The following is a 15,561-nucleotide window of genomic DNA, read 5'->3' on the forward strand; positions in this document are numbered from 1 at the left end:
GGCACGGATCAGATGCGGGTGAGGCGGACGGTGGCGCGGCGGTGGAAGCGGAGGGTCACCGGGCCGAGCAGGCCGGACGGCAGGGGCTTGTTGCGCTCGTTGGAGAGGGTGTTGGCGACCCTGACCTCCAGCCGGTTGGCGCCGGGGACGAGCAGCCCGGTGACGTCGGTGACGAACGGCGCCCACAACAGGGGCGGGAGCGCGGTGCCGTTGACCGTCACGGCGGCGATGTCGCGCACGTCCCCGAGGTCGAGCAGGACGCGGCGGCCGTCGAGGCGGACGCGGTCGACGTCGACGGTGGTGGCGTAGGTGGCGCTGCCGGAGAAGAGCGGGTCGGTGCCGGTCCAGCTGCCGAGCGGGACGGTGACCGGGGCGGCGCCGTCCCGTTCCAGGGTGCGGGTCCAGTCGCCGGTGACGGGGAGCGGTTCGAGCGGGTCGGTGACGCGGACGGTGCCCTGGTAGGTGTGGCCGCCGTCGGTGCCGGTGAGCCGGTGGGTGCCGGGGGCGGCGGCCTCGACGGTGGCCCGCAGGGTGTGCCCGGACCGCTCCACGGCGAGGACGGGCAGCGGGGCCGCGGTCAGGTGCGGTTCCGGGCGCCGGGCGTGGCGGACGACGACGATCCGGGTCTGGTACGGCGCGAAGGTCAGCGGGAGGTGCAGGCCGCGCCCGGAGGTGCGGTACACCGGGGCCGGGGCGGTGTCGCCGGTCGCCGGGTCCCACAGCTCGGGGGCGCCGGTGGCGGGGAGGGTGGCGGTGGTCTCGACGTCGGCGCCGCTCTCGTTGTTCAGCAGGAACGCGGTGTCCTCGCCCCGGGTGACGCGCAGGACCCGTATCGCGCTCTGCGGCGGGTCGAGTACGGCGGCGGCCGCTCCGGCGTCCTGGGCGGCGGCGCCCAGTGCGGAGACGTCGGTGACGCGCACCGTCCGTCCGGCGCCGAGCGTGCGGCGGCCGGGTACGGCGTCCCCGAACAGGTCGGACAGGGCGCGGGCCAGCGAGCGGTCGTTGCCGTCGGCTTCCTCGGCGGGCAGGGTGCCGACGGCGACGACGGTGCCGCCCGCGCGGACGAAGGAGCCGAGGGCGCGGACGCCGGCCGCGTCCAGGGTGGGCGTCAGGGGGAGGACGACGAGGTCGTAGCGGGCCTCGCCGACGACGAGCCGGCCGCCGCGCACCCTGGCGTGGGCGAGCAGGTCCGGGTCGCCGGTGAGGGCGCCCTCGTGCAGCAGGTCGAAGTCGACCTGCGCGCGCTCCAGGGCGTAGGCGGCGTCGGTGATCGCGCCGTCGACCTCGCCCTGCCGGCCGGTGCCGGTGAACTGTTCGGCGGCGCGCTGCGGCTGGAGCAGGGCGGTGCGCGCGGCGGAGGTGCCGCGGCCGGCCTCCATGACCCGGCCGATCCACTCGGCGAGCGGCTTCATGCCCCACCACCAGGGGGCGCGGGGCCCGAACGGCGGCGGGAAGTAGACGACCTTCTCGTCGGTCCACAGCGCGTGCAGCACCGTCAGGTTGACGCCGCGGGCGGCCTGCGCGCCGACGGTGGCGTGCACGAAGCCCGGGGTGACCTGCCAGCCTATGTTGCCGAACATCTCCATCAACGCCCGCTCGCGGCCCATCTGGTGGGCGACGGAGACGGGGTTGCGGGGCAGCATGCTCTGCTCCCCGGCGACGTACTCGGCGGTGATGATGTCGCCGCCGGGAACGTGCGCCCACTGGTTGACCTTGTGCAGGTCACCGGTGGTGGGGATGCGCTTGGCCGGGGACGTCTCGTCGTAGAGCGGGTTGGTGATGAGGGCGACGCCGCGCCTCTCGTACCAGCGGGCCTGCTTCTCGAAGTACTGGGCGAAGCGGTTGGAGACGGCCTGCCAGTAGCGGCCCCGGGCGGTGCGGCCGGGGCGGCCGAGGTCGTCGAAGGCGGCGGCGTAGGCCACGCCGGGTGCCACGCCCACGTCGCGCAGCGCCCTGTCCAGGGTGGGCGACCAGGGCAGCCGCTTGAAGTGGGCCTCGGCGGAGGCGAAGAACGGCTCGTCGTCCCAGAAGCCGGGGACGACGGTGCCGAAGTAACGCTTGAAGCGGCGGTGGTACTCCCCCGGCACGATGTCCAGGAACAGGTCCACCGGTTCGTCGTCGAGGAGGTCGGCGTAGCTGCGGCTGTAGCCCTGGGTGTCGTCGATGAGCGGGGTGCCGCCGAAGAGGTCGATCTGCCAGCGCCCAGCGGGGACCTGCCAGGTGCCGTCCACCTGCTCGGTGAGGTCCGTGACGTCGGTGGTACCGGCGGGCCGGGCCGCGGCGGCGACGGCCGTCACCGGGAGGGTGTCGCGCTCGGGGAAGTCCCCGGCGGCGGTGGGGTCGTCGAAGGCGGAGGTGTACAGGGTGGTGCCGTCGGCGGCGGTGACGGTGAGGCCGTCCCACAGTCCGCGCTCGTCGCCGACCGCCCGTACGCCCGCGCCGCCGGCGGCGTACGCGGTGTCGGTGACGGTGCCCTTGTCCTTGCCGTCGAGGGTGACGGCCAGCCGGCCGCCGCTGACCGTGACGGCGAGGGTGTGGAACTTGGTCTTGTTGAAGCCGTCGGTGCGGCTGCTGCGCAGCAGTTCGACGGGGTCGGCGCCCCGGGTGAGGCGGAGCACGGTGGTGACGCCGGTCTGGTCGAAGGTGACCGCGTAGCCGTCCTGGCCGTCGGCGGAGGCCCGGACGACCAGGCCGGCGGCGGTGTGGTCGGCCTTGGCGCTGCCGGTGACGGTGTAGTCGGTCCAGCCGGCGCTGCCGCGCAGGGCGGTGGCGCCGCCGAGGACCGCCGCGTCGGCGACGAGCGCGCCCGCCTGGACGCCGAGGCCGGTGGAGCGGCGCAGGTCGGCGCGGGCCGGGCCCTCGACGACGGTGGTGGACCGCCACAGTGCCTTCAGGCGGAGGTCGGGGCGGGGCGGGTAGGTCCGTGACCCGACCGTGCCGCCCTTGACGATGTACTCGCCGGCCCGGCCGCTGGGGAAGTGGTCGTCGTTGAACAGCCACACCCTCATGCCGGTCCGCTCGGCGGTCTTCAGTACGTGCCCGACGATGTCGAACCAGCCCTCCGTGAAGAAGGCCGGCTGCATCGCGTCGTTGTCGAAGGAGAAGAGGATGACCTCGTACATGCCCTTGGCGCGCAGGTCGGCCAGCTGCCGGTCGGCGAGTTCCGGGGTGACGGGGCCGTTCCAGTACCAGTAGACGGTGGGGCGGCTGTCGTTCGGCGGGTCCGCGAAGTGGCGGGCGGAGAAGGCCGCCGGGGCGGTGGCCGGGGCGGGAGCGGCAAAAGCGGGCGGGGCGGTGGTGAGTACGGTGCCGGTGGCGAGGGCGGTGCCGGTGGCGCCGGCCGCCGCGACGAAGTGGCGTCTGGACAGGGGAAGTCCGGGCATGGGTGTCCCTCGGAAGTCGGAAGTCGGAAGTCGGAAGTACCGGGTGGGCGCGGTGCTCAGCCGGCGGCCAGGCGGGCCACGTCGGCGGCGGACAGGGCGCGGTTGTGGAGGCGGAAGTCGCGCACGGCACCGTGCAGGTACGGGTGGGTGGTGTTCTGGGAGCGGCCGAGGTAGTTGCGGGCGGTCGCGCCGAGCAGCAGCGGTCCGGAGACCATGGCCGGGTTGCGGCCGGCCTCGGCACCGTCGACGTACAGCACGCCGGTGCCGCCGCCCAGGGTGAGCGCCACGTGCGTCCAGCGGCCCACCGGCAGCGGTCCGGTGGCGTCGATGAAGTCCTCCCCCTCCATGCCGGCGATGCGCAGCGCGGCGCGGGCCCGTCCGGCGCCCGTGGTGGCCGTGAGGAACAGGTACGTCTCCTTGTGGTAGCCGAGGTCGAAGACGCGGGCCGAGGCGGCGAGGCGGTCGACCCGGACGCGGACGCTGACGGTCAGCTCGTTCAGGCCGCTCAGCAGACCGGCGGGGAGGGCGACATGGCCGTCCGTGCCGTCCAGCTCGACGGCGGTCGTCCGGGCGTCCCGCGTCCACCCGGCGCCGCCGGCCAGGACCGCGTCCCCGAACGCGCCGGTGGCGTCGGCGGCCGTGGTGCCGGTGCCCTCGTCCAGCGGGTAGCGCACGACGTCCCGGGCGCGGCCCTGGCGCGGGGTCACCGCCCAGTAGACGTTGTAGCGCTGGTGGTGCACCTCGTGGAACGGCCGCAGCGTCACCGTGCGGCCGTCGGCGACGGCGGTGAACTCGGTGGGCCGGTCCCCGGCGGAGCGCAGGGTGCGCGGACGGATCGTGGGCAGGGTGGCCAGGGCCTCGTCGCCGTACTCCCCCGCCAGGACCAGCGGACCGTAGGACAACGATGTCACCTGCGGGTTGTCGGGGGCCGGGGTCCAGACGGGTTCGCGCGGCAGGATCAGGTCGACGGTGTCACCGGTGCGCCAGTGGCGGTCCAGCGAGGCGTACGTGCCCGGGCGCGGCCGTGGCGTGACCTGTCGGCCGTTGACCTTCAGCACGGGGGTGCCGCCGGTGTCGGCGACCCACCCGGGTATCCGCAGGCGCAGCGCGAAGCGGGCCCCTCCGGCGGTGACGGTCAGCCGGGTCCGCCCGGCCGTCGGGTATGCGGTCTCCTGCCGTACCGTCACGCCCGTCTCCGCCCAGCGCACCTCGGACGGGACGAACAGGTTCACGTACAGCGCCCGCGGACGTCCGGCGCGGGAGCGGAAGTAGACGGAGTCGGCGAACTTGGTGTGGGTCTCCAGGCCCGTGCCGTGGTCGCAGGAGAAGTTGTCGTAGTCGCCGCTGTAGCTTCCCGGGGCGGCGCCCAGTCCGCCCTTGGGTTCGCGCCGCGAACCGGCCCACAGTCCGGTGTAGTAGGTGACGAAGCCGTGCGCGGAGCCGGGGTCCTGCTCGCCGAGCAGCTGGTTGTACAGCGTCCACTCGTAGTGGTCCATGTACTCCGCGCGCTCCGGGCGGTGCAGGAACAGCTCCCGGCCGAGCTTCAGCATGTTGTAGCTGTTGCAGTTCTCGCAGGTGACCTCGGAGAGCCGGGAGACGATCTCGCCGGGCGGGCCGAAGAGTTCCTTGTCCGAGTTGCCGCCGATGGCGTACGAGTGGTGGCGGACGACGGTGGTCCAGAAGGTGTCGGCGATGGTGAGGTAGCGCTGCTCCCCCGTCGCCTCGTAGCCCGGCACCGTACCGACGATCTTGGCGATCTCGGTGTTGGCGTGCCGGCCGGCGAGTTCGTCGCGCCCCGCCGCCAGCGGCGCGTACAGCTCCTCGTGGTCGAACCGCCGGGCGGTGCGCAGGTGGGCGGGGTCACCGGTCTCCAGGTACAGCCGGGTGAGCACGTCGTTCATGCCGCCGAACTCGACCTTCAGCACGGTCTGCATCCGCTCGCGCGAGAGCGGCGCGGTGCGCGCGTCCGCCCAGGCGGCCATCTCCAGCAGCACCGCCAACGCCTGCTTGTTCCGGCTCAGCCGGTACTGGTCGAGCAGTCCGGCCATGATCTTGTGCAGGGTGTAGTACGGCGCCCAGGGCTTGCCGCCGGCTTCCAGCTGGTCGAAGACCGACTCCGGGAAGGCGGAGAGGTAGCCCCGGTGGAAACCGGCCGCCGGACCCGCCTGCTGACAGACCGCCAGCGCGGACACCAGGGCGCGGCCCTTGTCGCCGTAGGCGGGGTCGCCGGTGGCGGCGTGGGCCTGGGCGAGGCCGCTGAGGAGGTGGCCGGTGGTGTGGCCGCGCAGTTGGACGTCGGGGGCCTCCCATCCGCCGCAGGGCTCCGCCGAGGACGGCAGGCCGACGTTGAGGCGGAAGGTGTGCAGCAGGCGGTCGAGGTCGACGAAGAGCAGGTACGCGCAGGTGCGGCGCATGTTGGCGAGGAACGGGCTGTCGAGGAGGCGGACCTCGGACAGGGCGAAGGGGGCGAGGGCGGGGCCCTCTTTCGCGGGTTCGGCCGGGGCGTCGGGGGTCTGGGCCGGGGTGTCGGGGGTCTGGGCCGAAGTCTCGGACGCCGGGGCGAGGGCGGCGGCCGCGGCGGAGGCCGGCAGGGCGGTGACGGCCGCGGCGGCCGAGGCGGCGGACGCGGCGATGACGCCGCGGCGGGACGGTCTGGGGAACGCGCGGTGTGCGGACAACGTGCCGTGCTCCTTCGAACGGACAGCGCAACGTTTGAAACGTTTAAGTTTGTCGCCGGAGACGCTAAGTTGAGGCACAGGAGAGGTCAATACTTCTCACAGAAGAAGATCGACGAGGCTGATTGAAACGTTCAATGAACGGGATGGAAAAAGCGCCGCCGACCGTCACGGGGTCGGCGGCGCTGCCGGCGCTGCGTCAGCCGCCCAGGGCTGCGAGGACGACGTCCTTGGCCTCGTCCTGGACCTGCTTCAGGTGGTCCGGACCGCGGAAGGACTCCGCGTAGATCTTGTAGACGTCCTCGGTGCCGGACGGGCGGGCCGCGAACCAGGCGTTCTCGGTGGTCACCTTGATGCCGCCGATGGACGCGCCGTTGCCGGGCGCCTCGGTGAGCACGGACGTCACCGGCTCCCCGGCCAGGGTGTCCGCCGTGACCTGCGCCGGGGACAGCTTCGCCAGCCGGGCCTTCTCCTCACGGCTCGCCGGGGCGTCGATCCGGGCGTAGGCGGGCTCGCCGAACCGCTCGGTGAGCGCCGCGTAATGCTGGGACGGCGTCTTCCCGGTGACCGCGGTGATCTCGGAGGCGAGCAGCGCCAGGATGATCCCGTCCTTGTCGGTGGTCCACACCGAACCGTCGCGCCGCAGGAACGACGCCCCCGCGGACTCCTCACCGCCGAAGCCGAGCGAGCCGTCGACCAGTCCGTCCACGAACCACTTGAAGCCGACCGGGACCTCGACCAGGCGCCGGCCGAGGTCGGCGGCGACCCGGTCGATCATGCCGGAGGAGACCAGTGTCTTGCCGACGCCCGCGGCGGCGGGCCACTCGGCGCGGTGGGCGTAGAGGTAGGAGATGGCGGTGGCGAGGTAGTGGTTGGGGTTCATCAGGCCGGCGTCCGGGGTGACGATCCCGTGCCGGTCGGCGTCGGCGTCGTTGCCGGTGGCGATGTCGAACCGGTCGCGCGCCGCGATCAGCGAGGCCATCGCGTGCGGCGACGAGCAGTCCATCCGGATCTTCCCGTCCCAGTCCAGCGTCATGAACCGCCAGGTCGGGTCCGTCAGCGGATTGACCACGGTCAGGTCCAGGCGGTGCTGCTCGGCGATCCGGCCCCAGTAGGCGACCGACGCCCCGCCCAGCGGGTCGGCGCCGATGCGCACGCCCGCGGACCGGATCGCGTCCAGGTCGAGGACGGCCGGCAGGTCGGCGACGTAGGTGCCCAGGAAGTCGTAGCGGCCGGTGCCGGGCGCGGCCAGCGCCTTGGCGTACGGCAGGCGGCGTACGTCCTTCAGGCCGGCCGCGATGATCTCGTTGGCGCGGTCCTGGATCCAGGAGGTCGCCTCCGAGCCGGCGGGGCCGCCGCTGGGCGGGTTGTACTTGAAGCCGCCGTCGGCGGGCGGGTTGTGCGACGGGGTCACCACCACGCCGTCGGCGAGGCGGGAGGTGCGGCCCCGGTTGTGGGTGAGGATCGCGTGCGAGACCGCCGGGGTGGGGGTGTAGCCGTCCGCCTCGTCGATCAGCACGGTGATGTCGTTGGCCGCGAACACCTCCAGGGCGGTCACCCGGGCCGGCTCGGACAGGGCGTGGGTGTCGGCGCCGAGGAAGAGCGGGCCGGTGGTGCCCTGTTCCGCGCGGTATTCGCAGATGGCCTGGCTGGTCGCGGCGATGTGGTCCTCGTTGAACGCCGCGTTCAGGGACGATCCGCGGTGTCCGGACGTACCGAACGCCACGCGCTGTCCCGGCTCGGCCGGATCCGGGTGCAGCGCGTAGTACGCCGTCACCAGCCGGGCTACGTCGATCAGGTCCTCGGGTCCGGCCGGCTGACCGGCTCGGTCATGCTGCATGCGCCCACTCCTCCGCATCGAATCGGGCGATCGAATCGGACATTCGCTCGCGGACCCATCTTCCCCCCTTACCCCTGAACGGCCGGGACCTGCCCTTCGGACCGCGTTCGGGCAGCGGACCCGGGCGGGGCCCTGCGGACCGCGTTCGGGCTCCGGACCCGGGCGGCCTTAGGGTGAGTCTGTGATCGAGGTGGAGGTGCGGCAACTGCTGGTGTCACCCGCGCACCGGCTGGCCGGGCGCCCCGCGGACGGGCCGTCGCCCGGCCCGTCCGACGAGCGCGTGGAGCGGGTGGCGGTGCGACGCGGCCTGGGGCTGGTCGGGGACCGCTACTACGGGCGTCCCGCCCACCGCGACGCCTCGGTGACGATCATGTCCGTGGAACGCCTGCCCCGGGACATCGCCCCCCGCGTCGACCTGCGCCACACCCGCCGCAACGTCCTGCTCGAAGGCGTCGACATCGACTCCCTCGTCGGCGCCACCGTCACCCTCGACTGCGGTACGGGGCCCGTACCGTTCGCCGTGAACCGTCCCGCCCGGCCCTGCGCCTGGATGGACGTCACCATCGGCCCCGGCGCCCAGCGCGCGCTGCGCGGCGGGGGCGGGGTGCGGTGCACGCCGCTCGGCGACGGGGTGCTCACGGTCGGTCCGGCGAGGTTGTGGGTGAGTGGGGGGACGGTCGCGGACGCGTAGCGGGTGAGCGGCGGGCGGGCCGGGGCCGGAGGGGGCGGTGCCGTGGTGCCGTGGTACCTCGTGCTTCCGGCGGGCGGCTGACGGGTGCGCGGGCGTCCCTTCGTGCGCGGGCCGTGCGCGGTGGTGTGGTGCGCAGTCGTGCGCGCCCGTACCGGTCCGGAGTCAGATCCGTCCGCCGGTGAGGCGGGTGACGGGGCCGTGGGTGTGCTGGGCCGAGCGGCGGCCGACCGCGTAGGAGGCGGCGGTCAGCGCGGTCAGGCCCGCGCCCACACCGGCGGCGACGAGCTTGCGGTGGGCGATGACCGTCCAGGCCGTCCTGGCGGCGCCGGCGACCTGGCCCGTGGTCGCGATGACGGCCTGGCGGCCCGCCTCGACGCTCTTGGCGGCGCTCTGGGCGGCACCCGTCGCCACGCCGGCCACGCGTTCCGCGCCGGAGCCCGCCGCTGACGCGACGTCACCGGCCTTGCTCGCGGCGTCCTTGGCGGTCCGCGAAGCGGGAGCCGTCGCCTTGTCGGCGCCCTGCCGGGCCTTGGCCGCGGCGGTCGCCTTCGCCTTCGTGGCGTCGGACTTGGCGTCGGACTTGGCGTCCGACTTCGTTCCGGGCTGGGTGTCGGGCTGGGTGTCGGACTTCGTTCCGGGCTTGGTGCCGGACTGGCCGCCGGGCTGGGTGTCCGGCTTCTGGTTCGTGTCGTTGTTCGGTTCAGTCATGGACTCCGGTTTGCCCCTCGCACCGCGCGCAAACGCCCGCCCCCACGACTGTTTCGGCCGAAACCTGACCGAAACCGGGCCGCGCCGAGGACCGTCGGCCCAGGAAGGGTATGCCTGGCTCGTGTGCCCGCACAGGCAGGGCGCGCGGGCAGGGGGCAGGGGGCGGCTCCGGTGGCAATGTGGCGCAGCACGACCGGTCGACGCGAGTCCCGCCGGGTCCGACACCGGGAAACGGTACGGCTGTTGCGGGCGCAGGGACGGCACGGGCCGGAGTTCCGGGAGGTGCTCCCGGCGCTGGCCGGGCTGGTCCTGGTGCTGTGTGCCGGGATCGCGGGGCTCGCGGCGGGCTACCGTTCCCTGGGCGTCGTGGTGCCGCTCGCTTTCCTGGCGCTCCTGGCGGTCGTCGTACCGGTCGTCGTCGGGCGGCTGCGTCCGCCGGCCCGGCGCCGCCGTGGCCGCTACACGGCGGCGGAGATCGCCGCCCTGGACACGGAGGGCCTCGCGCTCGCCGTCACCCGCATGCTGCGCCGGGACGGCTGGTCGGTCCGGCCGCCGTCCGGTGAGCGCGTGCGGCCCCGGGTGCGGGCGCGCCATCCCCGGGGCCACCGGCTGGAGGTGGCGTTCCGCCCCGTCGCGGAGCCGCTGCCCGACGAGGACCCGCCCGTCTCCCGGTCCCACCGCGCGGACGCCGGACCGCCGGTCCTCCTGATCGTGCACCGCGGCACCTTCAGCGCCCGGGACGCGCGATGGGCCCGGCACCGGACCGGCACCCGTCTCATGGACGGTGCGCTGCTGCGTCGCTGGGCGGACGGCACGTCCCTGGACCGGCTGATCGACCTGACGTGACACCTGGCATGACACCTGACGTGACACCTGGCGTGACACCTGTCGTGGCATCGGGGACCTGGGGTGACAGGCCGCGGGGGCGGGGCACGGCGGGCACCCGTTCCAGGACGCCGCCGGCGAAGACGTCGTACAGGGGCAGCGTCTCCAGGTGGACGTAGCCGATGTGGCAGTCGCAGACGGTGAGCGGGCAGGGGCGCGGGCGCAGGGCCGTCCGGTAGGAACCGTCGTACAGGTTGCCCAGTTCGGCGCGGACGAAGTGGCAGCGGCGTACCGTGCCGTCGCCGTCGACCGAGATGACGGACTCCCCCGTGCGGCAGGGCAGGCCGGCGCTGGTGTGGGGGTGGCGGCTGTAGGGGAAGAGCGGATCCAGGGCGGTCCAGGCCGCCGCCTGGGCGTCGTCGTAGGTGTGGCCCTCGGCGGCGTTGATCCACAGGTAGACGTGGTCGGGGAGGTCGGCGCGGAGTCGGCGGGCCGCTGCGAGGTGCTCGGGAAGTCCGACGACACCGACGCTGAACCGCACCCCGCGGGCGGCCAGGTCCCGGCACTTGGCCAGGAAGCGGTCGTACGGCGTCTGCCCGGGGTGGTACGTGCACCACAGAGCGAGAGTGCCGGGATCGGCGTCGGCGAGCCAGTCGGTGCGGCAGCTGAGGTTGGTCTGGATCGCCACCCGGCTGACGTGCGGCAGGTGCGACAGCTCGGTCAGGGTGCGCCGGTACCAGGAGCGCGTCAGGCCCTCGCCCCAGGGCGTGAACAGCACCGACAGCCGGTCGTCGGTGCTGTCCGCCGCCCACGCGGCGAACCGCTCCAGGGCCGCCCGGTCCGCGCGGAGCTGCTCGCGGCTGTCGCGCCGCTTGGCGAAGGGGCAGTACGGGCAGTCGTAGTCGCAGGAGGCCAGGGGGCCGCGGTAGAGCACGGTCAGGTCCATGGCGCGTCGGTCACTTCCGTTCGTAGGCGGCCATGGCGGCCCGTACCGCCGGGGAGAACAGCTCGGGTCCGATCGCGTCGGAGTGGGCCAGGCCCTCCGGAGTCAGCCGCAGGACCGTGCCCGGGGTGCCGTCGCCGGCCAGCCAGCCGCGGTCGGCGAACCGGTCGAGTTCGGCGGCGAAGTCGTCCCGCGGCGTACGGCCGAAGCGGGCGCGGTAGTCGGCGGTGTCGAGGCCGTCGGCCTGGAGCAGCGACTGGAGCAGGTGCCGGCGACGGGCTTCACCCGCGTCGATACGGCGGCCGTACTCGGCGTGCGCGAAGTCCGCGGCCGGGCGGGAGACGTAGTCGTCGATGATCGCGCGGATCTCGTGCATGCCGACGGCGTAGTCGAAGGAGTAGTGCAGCCCGGCGGTGTACGAGCGCGCTCCGCAACCCAGGCCGATCATGCCGTCGGTCTGGCAGGCGTAGTCGTCGGCGCCCTGCGGTGCGGCGTCCGCGCGGCGGAACATGCGCATGGACCGCTGCTCGTAGCCGTGCGCGAGGAGGTGGTCGCGGCCGGCGCGGTACAGGCGCAGGCGTTGTGCGTCCCAGGCGGGGTCGGGGCCGCCGGCGCGGCGGCCGAGGCCGGTCAGGGGGCGGACGTAGAGGGGGTAGAGGTACAGCTCCTCGGGCCGCCAGGCCAGGGCCCCGTCCAGCGAGCGCAGCCAGGTCGTCTCGGTCTGGCCGTCGATGCCGTAGATGAGGTCGATGTTGAGGACCGGTATGCGGGCGTCGCGGACGCGGCCGAGGGCCGCCTCGACGTCCGCGCGGCGCTGGGGGCGTACGGCGGCCCGGGCCTCGGTGTCGTCGAAGCTCTGCACGCCCAGGCTCAGCCGGGTGGTGCCGCGTGCGGCGAGGACTTCGAGCCGGTCGGCGGTGGCGGTGGCGGGCGACGCCTCGACCGACAGGGGTACGGCGGTGAGGTCGGCGCCCATGCGGTGTTCGGCTATGTCGCAGAGGCGCTGGAGTTCGGCGGCGGTGAGGAAGGTGGGGGTGCCGCCGCCGAAGGCAGCGGTGGCGAACCGGACGGGACCGGTGTCGCCGAGCGCGTCCCGTACGGCGGTTGCCTGCCGTTCGAGGGCGTCCAGGTAGGCGGTGGTCATGCCGTCCGGGGCGCCGATGCGGGTGAAGAGGTTGCAGAAGCCGCAGCGGATCTCGCAGAACGGGATGTGCAAGTAGAGGGAGAGGGCGTCCTTGGGTTCGGCCGCCCACAGGGAACGCAGCGCCGGGCGGCCGGTCAGGCGCCGGTAGGCGGTCTTGTGGGGGTAGGCGTAGACGTAGTGCTGGTAAGGGCTGACGTCCTGGTCGGTGGACCGGAGGGCGGGGGCGGTGGTCATCGGGTGGCTCCGGCGGGGGCGGGCTCGGGGAATTCGAGGTTCCCCGGGGATTCGGGAGTCTCGTGCGTATCGGGGGCCAGGACGAAGTGGGCGTAGGGCACGGTCCACACCGACTCGTGGCCGAGGCGGTGGCCGGTGTAGCCGTCGTCGCCGTACGCCGTGCCGTGGTCGGAGCAGACGATGGCGAAACACGGGCGCCTGCTGCTCGCGGCGGCGAACAGACGGCCTATGTGCCGGTCCACGTACTCCAGGGCGGCGGCGTGTGTCTCGCGGGTGTCACCGGCGTCGCGGGTGGCGCCGGGCAGGTGGAACCAGTTGGGCTGGTGCAGGGCGGAGACGTTGACGAAGAGGAACAGCCTCTTGTCGCGCGGGAGTTCACGCACCACCTGCTCGGCGCACACGATCTGGTGCTCGAAGGAGGTGGGTGAGGTGACACCGAACTCCGGCTCCCAGTGGGACTCGTGGAACATGCCCGGCAGCACCGAGCCCAGCGGTCCCCGCTTGTTGAAGAAGCCCACTCCCCCGACGCACACCGTGTGGTACCCGGCCCCGGCGAGACCGGAGACGAGGTCGGGGGTGTCGTAGACCCAGGTGCGGTCGGCGGTGGTCTCGCTGCCGGCGAAGCTCGCCGCGAACAGGCGTGGATGGGGGCCGGGGGCCGCCGGGGTGGGCAGGAATCCGGCGAACATCGCCTGGTGGGAGGCGTAGGTGAAGCTCCCCGGGGCGTGCCGCTTCTCCCAGCGTCCGCCGGGCAGATGCCGGGCGAGGTGCGGGATGCGGCCCGCCGCGGCGAGTTCGGCGGCGACGTCGTGGCGCAGGGTGTCGAGGGTGACGAGGAGCAGGTCGTGGCTGCCGACGATCTCGTTCATGTCGGGTGGGGTCATGCGGGGCTCGGCCGTACCGGCTTCGGTCGTACCGGCTTCGGTGGTCGGCTCCGGGTGGACTTGACGCCGGTCAGGGCCTGACATGGTGCTGTTCCGATCTGGACTGGAACTGGGACTGGGGCTGGGGCTGGGACTGGAACTGGGGCTGGGACTGAGACTGGAACTGGAACTGGGACTCTTGGCGCGGGGCGGCCGTCCGCAGGACGGCGGCGACCTGGGCGGCGTAGGTGTCGAGGCCCTCGGCGCCGCTTCCGGGCAGGCCCGTCAGACCGGGCAGCAGGTCGCCGAAGGCGTTGACCTCGCAGACCACGAACCGCCGCCATCCGGTGACCGGCAGCAGGTCGACACCGACGCAGAGGGTACGGGGGAAGCAGGCCGCGGCCCGTTCGCACACCTCCAGCGCCTCGGCCCAGGACCCGCCCGCCGCCTCCACCGCGTCCCGGGCCGCGTCGAGGTCGCCGCGGACGCCGCCGAGGTGCAGGTTCGTCATGGGCGAGGTACTGGTGCGGACCACCGCGTGAGTGGCCCGCCCGGCGACCACCACGATCCGCAGATCGGCCGCCCGACCGCCCTGCGACGCCTTCGGCACCCACCGTTCCAGGTGCAGCCCGTCGCAGGCCAGGGTGTCGACGATGGCGGCGATGTCGGACTCCCGCTCGTAACGCCGCACGTCGAGCGAGTTGAACAGCTTGCCGTCCGGGGCGAGTTCGACCGAGGTGGTGGCCCGGACGCGGCCTCTCGGCGAGGCCTCCACGGCGAGCACGCCGGACGCCGACGAGCCGTGCGCCAGCTTCACGAACAGCCGCGGCATCCGGTGCTCACCCATCAGCCGCCGTACGTCGTCCCAGCCGTGGACCGCTGCAGCCGGCGAGGCGGGCGCTGCGGAGGTCGGTGAGAACGGCACCGGGACACCGGCCGCGTCGAGGACCGCGTGGCAGCGGCGTTTGTCGAACAGGACGGCCAGTTCGTCGTGATCGTCGAGGCGCTGCCCGCCCTCCAGGCCGCGCACGGCCGCCAGGAAGCGCGTGTACCAGCGGGCCGAGCCCTCGACCCGGGTGGGATCGTCGACGCCGCGCAGTTCGCGGTCGACACCCGGGTGCTCGCCGGGCGAGTCGATCCGGACGACCTCGTCCGGGGCGAAGACCGCCCCGCCCAGGCGCAGCACCTGCGTCCAGGGCACGACGCGCGGTGCGGGCAGACCGGCCGCGGCCGCCGCCGCGGTGAACAGTGTCACCCGCCGGTTCTCGGGGTTGCCCACGACCGCGAGGGGTGGGCGGGTGTCACTCCGAGACCGCGACATAGCGTTCCTGTCCGTTCCTCCGGGAGGCGGGTTTGAGCGTGAGGCACACGTCGTGCGGTTCCAGGGACTGACGCAGCCGCCGGACCACCGACTCGCTCATGAAGTGGTGGTTGAGGTTCAACGCGCCCAGGTGGGTGAGGGGTTGGCCGGTGAGCAGAGCTTCGCCCCCTTCGTCGTCCAGGGCGCCCATGCTCAGGTCGAGGGAGTCCAGGCGTACGACGACGGGTGCGGCGGCGACCGCCGCCGCGATGTCGTTCTGGATGTCGCTGTTCTGCAGCCCCAGGTGGCGCAGTCCGGGAGAGTGGGCCAGTCCGGCCAGGAGCGCGTCGATGTCCTCGCGGCGGCAGTCACCGCCGTACCAGCCGGTGCCCAGCCAGAGTTCCATCCGTTCCAGGTTCGGGAACGCGCAGGCGCTCAGTCCCCGCACGCATTCCCGGGGCAGGCCGCCGGACTCGACGCGCAGGGTGCGCAGGCCGTCGTGGAGCAGCGGCTCCACCACCAGGCCCTCCGCGCCGCGCACTCCCAGTTCGGTCAGGCGGGGAAAGGCGCGCAGCAGCCGGGTCACCTCGCTCTGCTTGATCCAGGAGATCTCGGACTCCTCCGACTCCGCGTCCGCGAGGAACACGGCCCGCAACGCGGGGAACCGGTGGGCGTCGGCGGTGATCAGGTCCAGGACCGGGCCGATGCCCTCCTCGTCGTAGTCGATCCACCAGGGGCCGACGACGAGCGCGGTGACCTCTTCGGCGCGCACCTCGTCACGGAACCGGGCCCACAGCACCTCGAAGGGGTCCTCTTCGTAGGCGGCGCCGATCCGCCAGGCCACCGAGCCGGGTGCGGGTGGTGACGTGCGACCGGCCTTGTCCGGCTCGGTCGGGAAGCCATGGACGGGCAGGCCGTGGAAGGCTGTCAGGTGGGAAGGGTAGTAGTACGACAT

Annotated in this window: 11 protein-coding genes; 2 read left to right on the forward strand and 9 right to left on the reverse strand. The window is 73.5% G+C overall.

The features are described from left to right. Positions 1-8 precede the first annotated feature (8 nt). From ACIQR3_RS17135 to pgm, 3 genes are all read right to left on the reverse strand, one after another. Complete coding sequence (locus ACIQR3_RS17135; protein WP_403539357.1) at positions 9-3,383, reverse strand: glycosylhydrolase-like jelly roll fold domain-containing protein; 3,375 nt, start codon at positions 3,381-3,383, stop codon at positions 9-11. Positions 3,384-3,439: 56 nt separating this feature from the next. Next, on the reverse strand, positions 3,440-6,061 hold the full coding sequence (locus tag ACIQR3_RS17140) for a beta-L-arabinofuranosidase domain-containing protein (RefSeq protein WP_403539360.1): 2,622 nt from the start codon (positions 6,059-6,061) through the stop codon (positions 3,440-3,442). Between the two features lie 196 nt (positions 6,062-6,257). Next, on the reverse strand, positions 6,258-7,898 hold the full coding sequence (gene pgm, locus ACIQR3_RS17145) for a phosphoglucomutase (alpha-D-glucose-1,6-bisphosphate-dependent) (RefSeq protein ID WP_403539363.1): 1,641 nt from the start codon (positions 7,896-7,898) through the stop codon (positions 6,258-6,260). A gap of 181 nt (positions 7,899-8,079) precedes the next feature. Here pgm and ACIQR3_RS17150 point away from each other — a divergent pair, with 181 nt between their 5' ends. Next, the gene (locus ACIQR3_RS17150) at positions 8,080-8,589 is read left to right on the forward strand and encodes a molybdenum cofactor biosysynthesis protein (protein ID WP_403539366.1); all 510 of its coding nucleotides are present in this window, start codon (positions 8,080-8,082) and stop codon (positions 8,587-8,589) included. Positions 8,590-8,751: 162 nt separating this feature from the next. On the opposite strand, the gene ACIQR3_RS17155 is transcribed toward ACIQR3_RS17150, so the two are convergent. Further along, positions 8,752-9,297, reverse strand: a complete 546-nt coding sequence (locus ACIQR3_RS17155; protein ID WP_403539367.1) for a hypothetical protein — start codon at positions 9,295-9,297, stop codon at positions 8,752-8,754. Between the two features lie 243 nt (positions 9,298-9,540). Here ACIQR3_RS17155 and ACIQR3_RS17160 point away from each other — a divergent pair, with 243 nt between their 5' ends. Continuing rightward, entirely contained in the window at positions 9,541-10,143 is a 603-nt protein-coding gene (locus tag ACIQR3_RS17160) for a hypothetical protein (RefSeq protein ID WP_403539370.1), read from the forward strand. On the opposite strand, the gene ACIQR3_RS17165 is transcribed toward ACIQR3_RS17160, so the two are convergent. The 5 genes from ACIQR3_RS17165 to ACIQR3_RS17185 form a co-directional block, all read right to left on the reverse strand. Then, positions 10,073-11,068, reverse strand: a complete 996-nt coding sequence (locus ACIQR3_RS17165) for an STM4011 family radical SAM protein (protein ID WP_403539373.1) — start codon at positions 11,066-11,068, stop codon at positions 10,073-10,075. The genes ACIQR3_RS17160 and ACIQR3_RS17165 overlap by 71 nt on opposite strands. A 10-nt stretch (positions 11,069-11,078) precedes the next feature. Continuing rightward, a complete protein-coding gene (locus ACIQR3_RS17170) occupies positions 11,079-12,443 on the reverse strand; it encodes an STM4012 family radical SAM protein (protein ID WP_403539375.1) in 1,365 nt (454 codons plus the stop codon). Continuing rightward, positions 12,440-13,312 (reverse strand): STM4013/SEN3800 family hydrolase, encoded by an 873-nt coding sequence (locus tag ACIQR3_RS17175; protein ID WP_403540038.1) that lies wholly within the window; start codon positions 13,310-13,312, stop codon positions 12,440-12,442. Before ACIQR3_RS17175 ends, ACIQR3_RS17170 begins: the two co-directional genes overlap by 4 nt. A gap of 85 nt (positions 13,313-13,397) precedes the next feature. Then, complete coding sequence (locus ACIQR3_RS17180) at positions 13,398-14,627, reverse strand: STM4014 family protein (protein WP_403539378.1); 1,230 nt, start codon at positions 14,625-14,627, stop codon at positions 13,398-13,400. Next, positions 14,608-15,561 (reverse strand): STM4015 family protein, encoded by a 954-nt coding sequence (locus ACIQR3_RS17185; protein WP_403539381.1) that lies wholly within the window; start codon positions 15,559-15,561, stop codon positions 14,608-14,610. The genes ACIQR3_RS17180 and ACIQR3_RS17185 overlap by 20 nt, the downstream gene beginning before the upstream one ends.

This window comes from Streptomyces sp. NPDC090994 (assembly GCF_044768905.1).
Classification (GTDB): Bacteria; Actinomycetota; Actinomycetes; order Streptomycetales; family Streptomycetaceae; genus Streptomyces.

What these genes read in the sequence shown, in the direction of transcription:
- ACIQR3_RS17135 (WP_403539357.1), bottom strand. Translation starts at nt 3,383, where the DNA reads ATGCCCGGACTTCCCCTGTCCAGACGCCACTTCGTCGCGGCGGCCGGC.
- pgm (WP_403539363.1), bottom strand. Translation starts at nt 7,898, where the DNA reads ATGCAGCATGACCGAGCCGGTCAGCCGGCCGGACCCGAGGACCTGATC.
- ACIQR3_RS17155 (WP_403539367.1), bottom strand. Translation starts at nt 9,297, where the DNA reads ATGACTGAACCGAACAACGACACGAACCAGAAGCCGGACACCCAGCCC.
- ACIQR3_RS17165 (WP_403539373.1), bottom strand. Translation starts at nt 11,068, where the DNA reads ATGGACCTGACCGTGCTCTACCGCGGCCCCCTGGCCTCCTGCGACTAC.
- ACIQR3_RS17170 (WP_403539375.1), bottom strand. Translation starts at nt 12,443, where the DNA reads ATGACCACCGCCCCCGCCCTCCGGTCCACCGACCAGGACGTCAGCCCT.
- ACIQR3_RS17175 (WP_403540038.1), bottom strand. Translation starts at nt 13,312, where the DNA reads ATGAACGAGATCGTCGGCAGCCACGACCTGCTCCTCGTCACCCTCGAC.
- ACIQR3_RS17180 (WP_403539378.1), bottom strand. Translation starts at nt 14,627, where the DNA reads ATGTCGCGGTCTCGGAGTGACACCCGCCCACCCCTCGCGGTCGTGGGC.
- ACIQR3_RS17185 (WP_403539381.1), bottom strand. Translation starts at nt 15,561, where the DNA reads ATGTCGTACTACTACCCTTCCCACCTGACAGCCTTCCACGGCCTGCCC.